This window comes from Janthinobacterium sp. NKUCC08_JDC (genome assembly GCF_019345575.1).
Lineage (GTDB): Bacteria > Pseudomonadota > Gammaproteobacteria > Burkholderiales > Burkholderiaceae_D > Janthinobacterium > Janthinobacterium aestuarii.
In genome coordinates this window covers 253,979-267,442 of record NZ_JAHKQW010000003.1, presented here as the reverse complement: position 1 = coordinate 267,442, position 13,464 = coordinate 253,979, and the positions used below count along the sequence as shown (strand labels likewise).

The window sequence follows — 13,464 nt, the reverse complement described above, 5'->3', positions numbered from 1 at the left end:
ATCTTCATCTCCAGAGTGTAAAAAAAGGGCGCCCGCACTGGCGCGCCCGGGGGGTGTCAATGCATGCGGCCGGTCCTGTCGGCCAGAGTGTCGCGGATGTGTCCCGCGTCGAGCGAGCGGCGCTGTGCGCCGTCGGCGTCCAGCAGCACCACGGTGACGTGCTTGCCGCCGCTGCGCATGCGCATGCTCAGGCAGCTGCCCGCCTCGTGGCTGCTGCCCGTCTTGGACAGCACAATGTCCCAGCCCTTGCCACCGACCAGCGGGTTGGTGTTGTGCAAGGTGCGCGTCTTGCCATTGACGGCCACGCTCGCTTGCGGGTGGCTGGTGATGCGCGCGATGTCCGGATAGCGCGCGGCAGCCGCGACGATCTTCGCCACCTCGCTGGCCGTGGACGTATTCGCGGGCGAACTGCCGACGGGGTCCAGCAAGGTGGTACGGCGCAAGCCCAGGCTGCGGATCTTCGCTTGCAAGGCGTCATTAAAAGCCGCGCTGCCGCCCGGATAGGTGCGCGCCAGCGCGGCGGCGGCGCGGTTTTCGGATGGCAGCAGCGCCAGTTGCAACAGCGCGCCGCGCGACACGGCCACGCCATCGGCCAGCAGGCTGTGGCGCTGCAATGACGCATCGCCGTCGGCGCGCACGATGCGCACCTGCTCATCCCTATCCTGCCCCGCGTCGAGCACCACCATGGCCGTCATCAGCTTGGTGATCGAGGCGATGGGCACGACAGCGTCCGCGTCTTTCGCCATCAATACCTTGCCGCTGGCGTCATCGAACACCAGCATGTGTTTGGCGCTGACGGGCAAGTCCAGCATGCCGGCGGCGGCTTCGGCCAGGATCGCCCCGCTGACTTCGGGCTTGCCCTGCGTCTGCAGCAGCAAGGTGGCGCAGGCCAGCAGCAATGCGGGCACGGCCATCTTCCAGCTGCCGGTATCAAGGCCGGGCGCCATCAAGCGTTCTATGCGCGTGAGCAACGCCCCGCCCCGGGCCGACATCAACAAGCCAGAATGGTTTGGCGCGGCAGTGTGCAAGGACAGCGCATGCAGCGCCGTGGCCAGCCGCTGCGGATCCTGCAGCGCTTGCGCGGCCAGGGCATCGGCCACCTGTTCGCGCTCGGCTCGCATGCGCGCCGACAGCCACCAGACAACAGGGTGAAAAAACAGCAGCGCCTCGGCCACGCTTTGCAGCAGGTTGACCAGATAATCCCAGCGCCGCACGTGGGCCAGCTCATGCGCCAGCAGCGCTTCGAGCAAGGCGACGGGCATGCCGCTCAGCAAGGCGGCCGGCAACAGGATGACGGGGCGCCAAAAGCCTACCGTCACAGGACTGGCCAAGCCCGCATGCAGCTTGAGCGGCGGCCGCCGGTGCAAGCCCATGCGCAGGGCCAGCGCATCGAGGCGCGCCTGCCAGATGGCCGGGGCGGCCACGACCTGGCGGCGCAGCTTGCCGACCCAGGCCAGGCCCAGGCACAGGCGCAAGCTCATCAGGCCAACACCAGCGCTCCAGGCCAGCACCAGTGCTGGCATCCACGCTTGCAGCGCGGCGCGCCAGGCCGGCGGCGCGTCCACGGGCAGCTGGGCTGGCGATGTGCCGGCCAACAGAGACAACAGGTGAAGCGAGGGAATGCACAAGCACAACAACAGCGCCAGCGCGCAAACGGCATAGCGCCAGCGCGCGCTGGCGTGGCGCAGCAGCCACAGCAGGACTGTGGAAACGGCACCGACGATCACGCCCTGCCAGACAAAATACAGCAGCACCCAGCCCAGCGCAGGGACAAGCTTGCCCAACTCAACGCCCATGCCCATGTCCAGGTTCATGGCGCGCCGCCGTCCTTGCTGCGCAGGATTTTTTCAATTTCCAGGCGTTCCGCGTCACTCACATGCTCGCGCAGCGCCGTCAGCACGAGCGCCTTGCCGGAACCGGAAAACACCTTGCCGATCAAGTCCTTGAGCAAGCTGGTCTGCAACTTTTCCTGCGCTTCGACGGCCGCATACAGTTGCGGACGCTGGCTTTCATCGCGGCTCAGCAAGCCCTTGCCATGCATCAGCTGCAACTGGCGCAGCACGGTGGCGTAACTGGCGTCGGCACGCTCGGCGGCCAGCGCGTCATACACGGCGCGGGCGTCGGACGGACCGCGCTGCCACAGGATGCGCAGCAGGTCCAGTTCGGCGGCCGTGGGATGGGGAGTGGAGGTATTTTTTAACATGCCGCCAGAATACCGATTCTAGAACTCGATGTCTAGAACTTTTTTTCTAGTTCGTGAAAAACTAAAATTCGCGCAAGCGGTCGAACAAGTCCAGCAATGCCGCCTCATCGACGAGCGCCGCCCCCTGCCCGCACAATTGCTGCCGCAGCTGCGCCAGCAGTTCCGCCAGCACCGAGTAGATTTCCTCGCGCTCGACCGTCTCGATGATGCTGGCCCGCCGCTCGATCTTGTTGAATGCATCGACATAGGCGGCGACCATCGCCTCCAGCGCGTCGGCGGCCGCCGTTGCGTCCATGGCGGCATCGATGCCGCGCGTCACGGCCAGCATGTTCTTGTAGGCCAGCGCCGCCTTTTTCGCATACGCAGGGGAAATATGTTCGCGGCCATCCCAGTCGCGGAACGGGTTGAGCAGGTTGTCCGCCAGCCATTCCGGCTTGCGCGCCTTGGTCACCGACAAGTCCAATCCCAGCGCTGCCGCCCTCTTGTAGCCGGCCTTGATGGCCTTGGCCACATCGGCGGGCAAGCTGGTCAGCCACAAGGCCGATAGCTGCGGCAATTGCGTGGCCGATGGAAACTCCTCAGCCGTGTAACCAAACAAGTCATAGGCGGTGAACATCCGCAGCTGGCTCAGCTGCGCCAGGCTGGCCATGTGCGACGCCAGCCCCGGCTTGCCCCAGATGCGCAAGGCCGTCAGATGGGGAAAGCGCCGCGCCACTTGCGCCAGGTCAACTTCCTTCATGCTGACCAGCGACAGGCCGCCCAACTGGCCGAGGCCGTGGAACGGCGCCAGCGTCTGCTTGCACTGCAGTGTCAGATGGCGGCCATCGGCGTCATCGTCGATGCGCAGCGCCGGCGATGGCGCGCCGCGCAGCGCGAGCAGGCTCAAGCCTTCGTTCAAGACCAGGCTGGTGACGCCATCGGGCTGCAGGATCAGCCGGTTCAAGCCACTGCCACTGAAATCGAGCGCCTGCACCGTCGATGATTGCCAGTGCAGCTCATTGATGAAGGGATTGCCCTGGATAAACTCCATCAAGGTCTGCGTGCCTTCGCTGGTCTCGATAGCCATCAGGCAAGGCAGTTGTTCCAGCTCGGATATGTCGTCCAGCGCCTGCAAGACACTGTCATCGATTTTCGTTGCGTCCTGCCGGAAAACCTGGCCGCCGAGCGTTACTTCACGCTCGTCCGACGCGGCCTTGAATTGCTGGCGCCGCAGCGGATCGATGCGCTCCCAGTTGCGCTGGCGCAGCACGCTGTCGCCCACGTTCCAGCTGCTGCGGTAGCTGTTGACTTCCACATCCACTAAAGGCGCGATGTTGCCAACGAGGGTATGGCCAGGCGGCACGTTTGCCGTGGCATAGCAGTGGTCGTGGCGATTATTCCAGAAGAAATAGTCGCACAGCAGCGGCCGCATGGCTTGCACGGCCGCCGCATCGGGCAAGGCGTCGCCGGTCCAGTCCAGCTCCAGCACGGCAGCTACCGGCCTGGACGAGGACGCATCCTTGATGCGGGTGACCTGGCAAGCCACATACTGCTGCAGCTCGGACGAAAACACACTGTAAACATCGCCAACATTCGGTAGCACGCAACTTCCTTTCAAAACACCTGACGGTCGAATGTTGAAAGATAGCAAATATGACAGCGCAGCGTCGTCCTGTTCAGTCCGCGTGCAGCTTGTGGTGCATGCGGCGCAGGCCCAGCCAGACGGCGGCCGCCACGAACGGCACCAGGGCGCCGACGAGGATTTCCGGATTCACGGGCAGTCCCATCACCTTGGCCGCCTTGCCCGTATAGCTGAACAGGCCGATCACGTAATAGGAAATGGCGGCAACCGACAGGCCTTCCACCGCCTGCTGCAAGCGCAGCTGCTGCGCCGCGCGGGCGTTCATCGATTGCAGGATTTGCCGGTTCTGCAATTCCTGCACGATGCCAACGCGCGTGCGCAGCAAGTCATTCGTGTTGGCAATGCGCTGCGCCATCGCTTCCTGGCGGCTCGCCATCGCTTCGCACGTGTTCATGGCCGGTGTCAGGCGGCGGTCCATGAATTCCTCAACCGTCGGGATGCCTTCGATACGCACTTCGCGCAACTCGTCGATGCGCGCCTTGACGAGGCCCATGTAGGCTTTCGACGCGGAAAAACGGTAGCTATTGTCGAGTGAAAGCTTTTCAATGCGGGCGGCCAGGCGCGTGATGCGGTCGAGCAAGCCTTGCTCGGAGACACCGTCGTCGCTCTTGGCCAGGCCCGGTGCGTCGTCCGTGTCGACCATGGCGGCGGCCAGGGTGGCCAGTTCGTTTTCGATGGCATTCAACGATGGTGCCGCCTGCATGGCGTAGGGCAAGCCCAGCAACGCCATCATGCGGTAGGTTTCGATTTCCAGCACGCGCTGCACCAATCGGCCCGACTGCTGCGAACGCATGCCCGCATCGCGGATGACGAAACGGCTGAAACCGTCCGACTGGATCGTGAAATCCGTCCACAACTCTCCGCCCTGCAGCACCTTGCTGCCGGCCAGGGTATTGCCCTCGAACACGCGCGACAAACCCTGCATGAAGATCTCGGCAGGCTCGGTCGCCTGCTCGAGCACCACGTGGGCCGCCACCATCAGCTTGCCCTTCAAGCCCACCAGCCATTGCTGCGGCAATTGCTCCAGGGGCATGCGCTCGAACGCCTGTTCCAGGGGCAAGGCGGCACCAGGATGCTCGGCAAAGGTAAACGTGGCAAATTCCGTGTGGCATTCCCATTTCAGGCGGAAGCGGCCAAAATCGTAATAAAAATACTTGGCTTCGGTGCTAGGGGGCGTGACGCCGAAATGCGTGCACAGGGCCGCCAAGGTGGCGTGCTGGGCCGCCATATTCGACGCGCCAGTCACCGCGCTGTCATCTTTATACACGGCCAGATGGGTGATCAGTTCGGGGGCATCGAGCTGCAAAAACGGCCGCGAGTGGATTTCCGCAGCCAGCGGCACGCGCAAGGCGTGGTTCAAACTGGAGTTAATCAAGTGCATGATAGCCAAAGGTAAAGTTGCAAAACTGCTTAGACCCAAGCGCGTGCTGCGCTGACGCAGCAGGGGTCTGATTGTCACAGTGTAACAAAGCAGGAAGCATGCCTACCTTTTCAAACCCCGCTCATGCCGCTTTGGCAACCCCGGTAGCACCGTGCGCTGCGGTGTGGCGCGTACCCAGCCACCAGAGAAACGCGGCCAGCACCACGGCCGAGGCTTGCCCCAGCGCCAGCTTGAATGCGCTGTCGAACAGCAATGGTGCGACAAAACCGGACACCAGCGCAAACACCAGCATTTGCACGAAGTTTTGCAAGGAGGCGGCCAGGCCCCGCATCTGGGGGAATATGTCGAGCGTCGACATGGTCATGCCCGGCAAGGCCAGCGACATGCCGAACGCATACAGCATCACGGGCACGACGGCGAAAGGGATGCTGGCCGCGAACCAGTGGTTGTAAGCAATATTGAGCGCGCCCGTGGCCGCCATGGCCAGCAAGCCCCAGCGCACCAGCACGGTGCTTTTCACCGCGTGGGCCAGCTTGCCCGACAGCGCCGAACCGCCCACCAGGCCCGCCACCATGGGGATGAACATCCAGCCGAACGCCGTTTCCGGCAGGCGCAGCAGTTCCAAAATAAAATGCGGTGCCGACGCGATGTACAAGGCGAAGCCGCCAAAGGCGAAGGCGACGGCCAGCGAACGCAAGAGGAAAGCCCGGTGGCGCAAGGCCAGCCAGTAATTGCGCGCGATGTTGCCTGGGTGGAAGGGTTGACGTTCCTCGACGGCCAAACTTTCCGGCAAGCCTTTCAGGCAAGCCAGCAACAACAGTACCGTGACGGAAAAGGTGAACACGAACGTCGATTGCCAGCCGTAGGCCACGTGCAGCCAGCCGCCGATGATGGGGGCGATGGCGGGCGCGATGCCGAACACCATCATGATATTGGCCAGCATCTTTTGCGCGGCCGCGCCCGACAGGGTGTCGCGCACGATGGCTTGGCCGATCACCCTGCCCGCCCCTGCCGAAGCGCCCTGCATGCCGCGGAAGAACAGCAGCCAGCCAAAGCTGGGCGCGAACGCGGCGCCGATGGAGCCCGCGGCAAAGATCAGCAGGGAAGCGAGGATCACGGGGCGGCGGCCAAACGAGTCAGACAAGGTGCCGTAGAACAAGGTCATGAAGGCATAGGCGGCCAGGTAGACGCTCAGGGTCTGCTGCACCAGCACGCTGCTGACGTCGAAATGCGTGCCGATTGCGGGAAACGATGGCAAGAAGGTATCGGTGGCGAACGGGCCCAGCATAGCCAGCCCGGCCAGCACGAGAGTCAGGTTTCTGGTCTTCATGCAAGCTCCTGCGCAACATGCTGGCGCCGCAAGCCGTCGAGGGCCGCCAGCGAAAACGCGGCGACATGCCGGGCGATATCGGCGATACCCGCCTCGTCATAGGTGATTTCCGGCACCACCAGTTCATGCACGATGCGCGAACGGGCATAGAACACCACCTGGCCAATCACGCTGAACACGCATTTCTGCACCGCGTCGTCGGGCATGGCCGGCCCCACTACGCCACGGATCAGGCGAGTGAACAGCGCATGCTGCGGCCGCACATTGCGCTCGGCCAGCTTGTGGATGGCCGCCGTCGGCTCGATCAGTTCGCGCGCCACCAGGCGGCTGAACAGGGATGCGGAACCGGAGCGCAGCATGTCGGAGACGAGCGCCTCGATAGCCAGGCGCAACTGTTCCACGGGCGGCAGCTGCGCCTGCGCGCTGGCGGCGGCCACGTCCGCAGCCGAGGCGCGCGCCAGTTCGCGCGCATGGTCGAAGGCAGCCAGATACAGCTCTTCCTTGCCATGAAAATAGTAATTGACCATCGCCACGTTGACGTGGGCCGCCTCGCAGATCCTGCGCACGGACGCGAGCTTGTAGCCCTCATCGGCAAACAGCTGGACGGCCGCCTGCAGGATGCGCGCACGCGCCGGTTCGCTCTGTTTCTCGCTTTCTTTCTCGATTTTATTGTCTTGCGTCATGCCATTCCCATCATTTAAACAGCTGTTTAATATTGTGCGGAATTATATCAAACAAGCGTTTAACTTTCAGGCGGACGCAAAAAAGCCCGGCGCACCGGGCTTCTGGCCAAAATGATGGCGATCAGTGCTTCATGGCAGGCATCGGGGCCGAGGTGGCGCCCAGCGGACGCGCCACGGCATTGACTTCGATGGTTTCACGGCGCTTGTCCTCGCCTTCGACGACGAGGGTCAGCGGAATCTTGTCGCCCGCCTTCACTTGTCCTTTCAGGTCCAGCAGCATGACGTGGTAGCCGCCCGGCTTCAGTTCGACGGCCTTGCCGGCTGGCAAGGTGATTTCCTTGACCTGGCGCATGCGCATCATATTGTCCGCCATGCTCATTTCATGGATTTCCGCCACGCCGGCCACGGACGAGCGCACTTCCAGCAAACGCATCGCTTTCGGCGCCGTGATCTGCATGAAGGCGCCCGTGGCTTTTTGCTGCGGCACGGTGGCGCGCACCCACGGGTCAGAAATCTGCACGCTGGTTTGTGCGACGGCGGAGAAGGACAGCACGGTCAGGGCCGTGGCCAGCAGGGTTTTCAAATGGGTCATGATTATTTCCTCGCGATGGTTATAAGGTGTATTTCGATTTCATCAGGGTCTTGATGTCCTGCACGCACTCGTCGCCCGTCAGCTGGTGTTTCAAGCCCAGGCGCATGCGCCCTTCCGTATCGAGCACATAGCTGATGGCCGTGTGGTCCATCGTGTACGAGCTGCCGCTCGGTACGCGGCGGTAGAAGACCTTGTAATTGAAGGCCGTCTGCGCCGTGTTCTTCGGGTCCGTGCGCAAGCCGAGGAAGCTGGGGTCGAAGGCGCGCATGTACTCGCCCAGCAACTCGGGGGTATCGCGCTCGGGGTCGATGCTGATGAAGATCACTTGCAGTTTATCGGCATCCGGCCCCAGCTTCTGGCGGATTTCCAGCGCGCGCGACAGTGCTGTCGGGCACACGTCCGGGCATTGCGTGAAGCCAAAGAAGACCATCACATACTTGCCCTTGAAGTCGGCCAGGGTGTACACCTTGCCGTCGGGGCCGCTCAATTTGAAGTCGGGCTTGTAATCGCCTCCCGTCAAGTCGAGGCCGTTGTAATGGGGTTTCGGCGCTGGCTCGCAAGCGGCAAGCGTGAGCAATCCCGCCGTGCCGGCGAGAAGGAAAAGACGACGTTTCATGATAATTCCGGCCCGATGGGCGTAGTGGATACAGTTAAGACGTGGAAGGCGTGACTTGGGGTTCAGGCAGCCGAAGGGGGACCGCGCGGGCTGGCGGCCAGCCACGCGAACGGAGCTCGCGGCGCCTGGTAAAACAAGGGTGGATAGTCGTCGTGGCCCATGATGACGGGTAACGGCGCTGAAGACGGCGGCGGCAGGCCCACGCTGCCCGCATGGCTGATGCAGAATGGGCAATGCTCGATGTGGTGCAGCACGGAACCGGTGGTGGATGTGGCGGCAGGCGCCAGGTCGGCCTGCGTGTAGACGGCGCCGCTGGCCGAGCAGATGTCGACGGCGGCATTGTTCGCGTTCGCGTGCTGCGAAGCAAACGCATAGGACAGGGACGGCGACAGCGCATTGAGCAGTATCGCCAGGCAGGCGAACCACATGTGCCACTGTTTGCGCTTCAATAAAGATCCCATGGCCCCGATTATAACGGAGTCTGGCTATCCGGGCGCCTGGCCGCGCAGGAACAGGCTGGGGCGCACGCCGGCCACATCCACGCAGGCGTCGCAGAACGCGGGGATCGAGGAAAAACCGGAGCCGGCCGCCACTTGCGCCAGATCGCGCTCGCCGTCTTCGCCATCGGCGCCCGCTTGCGCCGCCGTGTGCAGCGCGTGTGCCAGGCGCTGTTCCCGCACCAGGCTCAGTAATGCCTCGCCTTCGGCAAACAGCCGCGCGCGGGCCTTGTGCGGCGTCACTTGCCACAGGGCCGCCAGGCGCGCCGCCGTCCATTTGCCTTGCGGCGTATCAAAGATGTGCTGGGCCAGCGCCTGGCTCCAGCGCTTGCCGCCGCCGTGGCCGCCATCGGGTTCATCATCTTCCAGCGCCAAGGTGAACACTGCCGGCTTGCCCCGCCCCGGCATCACGTCGCAGGCAAAGCGCAAGAAGGCGGGCACGACGAAACTGTCGCCGCTGGCCAGTTTCTTGGTCGTGATTTCATTGTGCAAGGTCACAAAACCCTGGCGCACGGTGACGCGCAGCCGGAGCGGAAAGCGCAAGCCCAGCAAATGCAAGGGATGATCGGAAACAAGGGCCATGCGTCAGGTCAATATGGTAAACGAGCCGCCAGCATGCCACACATCGCGCGGGCAGTCTGTCATCACAGCGACGCTACGCCATAACGGCGCAAACCGTCGAGGTCGACCACGCGGATCGACTGGTAGGCAATGCTGATGAGTTTCAATTCGGCCAGATGGCCCAGCGCCTGGTTCACACGCTGGCGAGAAATGCCGGTGAGCAAGCCGATTTCTTCCTGCGACAGCTCAAGCACGCTGGAGGTGCGCGGATATAGCATGGGGTGGAACAGCTGCGCGATGGCTTGCGCCACTTGCGCGTCGACGGCCAGCAGGCGCTGGTTCTGGATGGTGGCGATGAACTGGCCCATGCGTTCGTTCAGCTGGCGGATGACGAAGGCGTTAAAGGAGAGGCTCTCGGCCAGCAGCAGATGAAACAGGTCCACGGGCACGAGGACGATGCTCGACGCGCGCACGGCCACCACGTCGTAGCGGCGCAGTTCGCGCTTGAGCACGCTGCCCTCGCCGCACCAGCCGCCGGCCGGCACGCCGGAAAACGTGGCGCCGCGCCCATCGGCGTTGTAGACGGCCAGCTTGATCAAGCCCGTGTGCACGCCGATCCAGTGCACGGACGGTTCGCCGCGCCGCGTGATGACGGCGCCCGCTTCGCAATGCTTGATCACGCTGCCGGCGCGCAACAGGGTCTGATGCCGGGGATCAAGGGCCGCGAACCAGTCGTGGCTGTCGAATTCCGGCATCGCACGTTCTACACTATCGTTGCTATCCATTCCATCCTTCAGACCTGTCACTAAGATGACAGTGATTTTCCAGCACCGGTGCTATGCTAACCGGTATCAATCCCGAAACAGGGAGCTACAAGATTCTTTTACCAGGAGACAAGCATGACAGCTGATTTCAACACCGGCCTCGGCAAAAACAGCGCCAACTACGCCGCCCTCACCCCGCTCGACTATATCGCCAGGGCAGCCGCAGTATATGGCAATCGCCTGGCAATTGCACATGGCGCCGTGCGGCAGACGTGGCAAGAAACGTATGCGCGCACGCGCCGCCTCGCCTCGGGCTTGATCAAGCTGGGCGTGGGCACGGGCGATACGGTGGCCGTGATGCTGCCGAACACGCCCGCCATGGTGGAAGCGAGCTTTGGCGTCCCCATGGCCGGCGCCGTCCTCAATGCCTTGAATATCCGCCTCGACCTGGCCTCATTGACCTTCATGCTGCGCCATGGCCAGGCGAAAGTCTTGCTGGCCGACACGGAATTTGCCGAGCTGGCGCGCCAGATGGCGGCGCAGATTCCCGGCTTGCGCGTGATCCAGGTCAACGACGTGCTGGGGCCCGAAGTGGAAGCATTTTCCGAGCTCGACTATGAAAGCTTGCTGGCCAGCGGCAACCCCGATTACGACTGGCAGCCGCCGGCGGACGAGTGGGACGCCATCGCCCTGAACTACACGTCCGGCACCACGGGCGACCCGAAAGGCGTCGTCTACCACCACCGGGGCGCGGCCCTCAATGCCCTGTCGAATATCCTGGAATGGGACATGCCCAAGCACGCCGTCTACCTGTGGACCTTGCCGATGTTCCACTGCAATGGCTGGTGCTTCCCGTGGACCGTGGCCGCGCGTGCCGGCGTGAACGTCTGCCTGCGCAAGTTCGAACCGAAGCTCGTGTTCGACCTGATGCGCGAATTGCGCATCACCCACTATTGCGCCGCGCCCATCGTGCACGCGGCCCTGGCCAACGCGCCCGCCAACTGGCGCGAAGGCATAGCCTGGACCGTGCGCGGCATGGTGGCCGGCGCGCCGCCGCCAGCGGCCATGGTGGCAAAGATCGAAGCCATGGGTTTCGACTTGATCCACTCGTATGGCTTGACGGAAGTGTATGGCCCGGCCGCCATCTGCGCCGAGCAGGACGAGTGGGCGGCCTTGAGCCAGGAAGAGCGCGCCGTATTGAAATCGCGCCAGGGCGTGCGCTACCACTTGCAAAGCGCCGTCGCCGTGCTCGACCCGGAAACCATGCAGCCTGTGGCGGCCGACGGCGAACAGATCGGCGAGATCATGTTCCGTGGCAATATCTGCATGAAGGGCTATCTGAAAAATGAAAAGGCGACGCAGGAAGCGTTCGCCGGCGGCTGGTTCCACACGGGCGACCTCGGCGTCATGTATCCGGACGGCTATATCAAGCTGAAGGACCGCAGCAAGGACATCATCATTTCCGGCGGAGAAAACATTTCCAGCGTGGAAGTGGAGGACGCTTTGTACCACCATCCGCAAGTACTGGCCGCCGCCGTCATCGCCCAGCCGGACGAGAAATGGGGCGAGACGCCGTGCGCCTTCGTCGAATTGCGCGAAGGCGGCACGGTGACGGAAGCGGAATTGATTGCGTTTTGCAAGAACAACCTGGCCGGTTTCAAGGTGCCGAAAGCCATTTATTTCGGCCCCCTGCCCCGCACATCGACGGGCAAGATCCAGAAATTCGAACTGCGCAAGCGCATGCAGTCGGACAAGGCCATCGACGTCTGATTACTCGTGCTTGCCGGACAGCCACGCCGGCTGCGCCACCACCAGGCGCGAGAAGCTGGCGATGCTGGCCACGGCGGCGAATCCTGCCGCCAGGCACAGCGCATACGTCGTGCCCCGGCTGGCCGAAACCGTGAAGCAATACGCGACCAGCGCCGCGCCCGTGGCTTGGCCGATCAGGCGCGACGTGGCCACCACGCCGCTGGCGCCGCCGGCCCGCTCGGGCGGCGCGCTGCCCATGATGGCTTTCAGATTGGGCGCCTGGAAAAAACCGAAGCCGATGCCGCACAAGGCCATGCGCCAGCCGATATCAAAAACGCTGGGGTGCGCCGGTATCCACACCAGGGTCAGCAAGCCGCCAGCCAGCGCCGCCAGGCCAATGCCCCCCAGCACACCCGGCGAATAGCGGTCGCTCAGGCGCCCGGCGACAGGCGCCATCACGGCCACCAGCACGGCCCATGGCGTCATCAGGAAGCCCGTCTCGACGGGTGAACGGCCCAGCGTCACTTCAAAATAGAATGGCAGAGACACAAACGCCAGCCCCTGCGCGGCAAACGTGCAGATGGCCGTCAGCGACGACAGCAGGAATAATGGACGGCGGAACAGATCGATCGGCAGCATCGGCGCCGCGTGCCCCGCCTGGCGGCGCAGCAGCAAGACAAAGAAGACCGCCACGGCCACCAGTTCCGGCAGCAAGGTCGACAGGGCCGCGTGATGGGCCGCATCGCCAAAGAGCAGAATCAGCAAGCCGAAGGCGCCCACGTTGTACAGCGCCGTGCGCGCATCGAGCGTGTGGCCAGACAGTTTTGTCGCCGGCAACATGCGGCTGGCGAGGAAAAAGCCGGCTACGCCCAGCGGCACATTGATGGCAAACAGCCACGGCCACGAGGCCGTCGCCAGGATCAGCGACGCGGCCGTGGGCCCGATGGCGAACGCGACGGCCACCACCAGCGCATTGTTGCCAAACGCGCGGCCCAGCAAATGTTTCGGGTACAGGGCGCGCAGCAGCGCCGTGTTGACGCTCATCATGGCGCTGGCGCCGACGCCTTGAAAAAGCCGCGCCACCACCAGCGACGGCAAGGACCAGGCCAGTGCGCAGGCGAGCGAGGCCAAGGTAAACAGGAACATGCCGGAGATAAACACGCGCCGGTAGCCGGCGATTTCGCCGAGTGCCGAGAACGGCAGCAAGGTCGCCACCATGGCCAGCTGGTACACGTTCACGATCCACACGGAGGCGGCCGGCGTCGTGTGCAGCTCGCTGGCGATGGCCGGCAAGGCCGTATTGGCAATCGCCGTATCGAGCGAAGCCATGCCCACGCCGATGGCCAGCGCCAGCATGGCCCATAAACGGGCGCCGGGCGGCAAGCCGTCCTCGCCCACCATGACGGCTTGCGTGTGCTGCTTCTGCATAAATACACTACCTGTTCATCTTGCTGATCCGGGCAATAC

General features: G+C 63.7%; 13 protein-coding genes. 1 reads left to right on the top strand and 12 read right to left on the bottom strand.

Annotation, left to right across the window (positions count from 1 at the left end):
* Positions 1-56 precede the first annotated feature (56 nt).
* The 11 genes from KO538_RS11125 to KO538_RS11075 all read right to left on the bottom strand — a co-directional run bounded on the left by KO538_RS11125 (position 57) and on the right by KO538_RS11075 (position 10,269).
* Complete coding sequence (locus KO538_RS11125; RefSeq protein WP_219328345.1) at positions 57-1,814, bottom strand: M56 family metallopeptidase; 1,758 nt, start codon at positions 1,812-1,814, stop codon at positions 57-59.
* Positions 1,811-2,203: a BlaI/MecI/CopY family transcriptional regulator gene (locus KO538_RS11120; protein WP_034757543.1), complete on the bottom strand. Its 393-nt coding sequence runs from the start codon at positions 2,201-2,203 to the stop codon at positions 1,811-1,813. The genes KO538_RS11125 and KO538_RS11120 overlap by 4 nt, the downstream gene beginning before the upstream one ends.
* A 61-nt stretch (positions 2,204-2,264) precedes the next feature.
* Entirely contained in the window at positions 2,265-3,785 is a 1,521-nt protein-coding gene (locus tag KO538_RS11115; RefSeq protein ID WP_219328343.1) for a hypothetical protein, read from the bottom strand.
* Between the two features lie 73 nt (positions 3,786-3,858).
* Positions 3,859-5,205, bottom strand: a complete 1,347-nt coding sequence (locus KO538_RS11110) for a DUF3422 family protein (RefSeq protein WP_034757534.1) — start codon at positions 5,203-5,205, stop codon at positions 3,859-3,861.
* Positions 5,206-5,326: 121 nt separating this feature from the next.
* Positions 5,327-6,535, bottom strand: a complete 1,209-nt coding sequence (locus KO538_RS11105) for a multidrug effflux MFS transporter (RefSeq protein ID WP_219328342.1) — start codon at positions 6,533-6,535, stop codon at positions 5,327-5,329.
* The gene (locus tag KO538_RS11100) at positions 6,532-7,218 is read right to left on the bottom strand and encodes a CerR family C-terminal domain-containing protein (RefSeq protein ID WP_219328340.1); all 687 of its coding nucleotides are present in this window, start codon (positions 7,216-7,218) and stop codon (positions 6,532-6,534) included. The genes KO538_RS11105 and KO538_RS11100 overlap by 4 nt, the downstream gene beginning before the upstream one ends.
* 121 nt (positions 7,219-7,339) lie before the next feature.
* The gene (locus tag KO538_RS11095; RefSeq protein ID WP_152546547.1) at positions 7,340-7,810 is read right to left on the bottom strand and encodes a copper chaperone PCu(A)C; all 471 of its coding nucleotides are present in this window, start codon (positions 7,808-7,810) and stop codon (positions 7,340-7,342) included.
* A gap of 19 nt (positions 7,811-7,829) precedes the next feature.
* Positions 7,830-8,426: an SCO family protein gene (locus KO538_RS11090; protein ID WP_034757529.1), complete on the bottom strand. Its 597-nt coding sequence runs from the start codon at positions 8,424-8,426 to the stop codon at positions 7,830-7,832.
* 62 nt (positions 8,427-8,488) lie between these two features.
* Positions 8,489-8,875: a DUF2946 domain-containing protein gene (locus KO538_RS11085; RefSeq protein WP_219328339.1), complete on the bottom strand. Its 387-nt coding sequence runs from the start codon at positions 8,873-8,875 to the stop codon at positions 8,489-8,491.
* 36 nt (positions 8,876-8,911) lie between these two features.
* Positions 8,912-9,505 (bottom strand): hypothetical protein, encoded by a 594-nt coding sequence (locus tag KO538_RS11080; protein WP_139248381.1) that lies wholly within the window; start codon positions 9,503-9,505, stop codon positions 8,912-8,914.
* A 62-nt stretch (positions 9,506-9,567) separates the two neighbouring features.
* On the bottom strand, positions 9,568-10,269 hold the full coding sequence (locus KO538_RS11075; protein ID WP_175560509.1) for a Crp/Fnr family transcriptional regulator: 702 nt from the start codon (positions 10,267-10,269) through the stop codon (positions 9,568-9,570).
* Positions 10,270-10,383: 114 nt separating this feature from the next.
* Here KO538_RS11075 and KO538_RS11070 point away from each other — a divergent pair, with 114 nt between their 5' ends.
* Complete coding sequence (locus tag KO538_RS11070; protein WP_219328338.1) at positions 10,384-12,018, top strand: acyl-CoA synthetase; 1,635 nt, start codon at positions 10,384-10,386, stop codon at positions 12,016-12,018.
* Here KO538_RS11070 and KO538_RS11065 read toward each other — a convergent pair whose 3' ends face one another.
* Positions 12,019-13,425 carry an MFS transporter gene (locus KO538_RS11065; RefSeq protein ID WP_219328337.1) on the bottom strand — a complete coding sequence of 469 codons (1,407 nt, stop codon included), beginning with the start codon at positions 13,423-13,425 and terminating at the stop codon, positions 12,019-12,021. It abuts the gene before it with no gap.
* Positions 13,426-13,464 lie beyond the last annotated feature (39 nt).

Coding starts and splice junctions, on each gene's coding strand:
- KO538_RS11125 (WP_219328345.1), bottom strand. CDS start 1,814: ATGAACCTGGACATGGGCATGGGCGTTGAGTTGGGCAAGCTTGTCCCT.
- KO538_RS11120 (WP_034757543.1), bottom strand. CDS start 2,203: ATGTTAAAAAATACCTCCACTCCCCATCCCACGGCCGCCGAACTGGAC.
- KO538_RS11110 (WP_034757534.1), bottom strand. CDS start 5,205: ATGCACTTGATTAACTCCAGTTTGAACCACGCCTTGCGCGTGCCGCTG.
- KO538_RS11105 (WP_219328342.1), bottom strand. CDS start 6,535: ATGAAGACCAGAAACCTGACTCTCGTGCTGGCCGGGCTGGCTATGCTG.
- KO538_RS11100 (WP_219328340.1), bottom strand. CDS start 7,218: ATGACGCAAGACAATAAAATCGAGAAAGAAAGCGAGAAACAGAGCGAA.
- KO538_RS11095 (WP_152546547.1), bottom strand. CDS start 7,810: ATGACCCATTTGAAAACCCTGCTGGCCACGGCCCTGACCGTGCTGTCC.
- KO538_RS11090 (WP_034757529.1), bottom strand. CDS start 8,426: ATGAAACGTCGTCTTTTCCTTCTCGCCGGCACGGCGGGATTGCTCACG.
- KO538_RS11080 (WP_139248381.1), bottom strand. CDS start 9,505: ATGGCCCTTGTTTCCGATCATCCCTTGCATTTGCTGGGCTTGCGCTTT.
- KO538_RS11075 (WP_175560509.1), bottom strand. CDS start 10,269: ATGGATAGCAACGATAGTGTAGAACGTGCGATGCCGGAATTCGACAGC.
- KO538_RS11070 (WP_219328338.1), top strand. CDS start 10,384: ATGACAGCTGATTTCAACACCGGCCTCGGCAAAAACAGCGCCAACTAC.
- KO538_RS11065 (WP_219328337.1), bottom strand. CDS start 13,425: ATGCAGAAGCAGCACACGCAAGCCGTCATGGTGGGCGAGGACGGCTTG.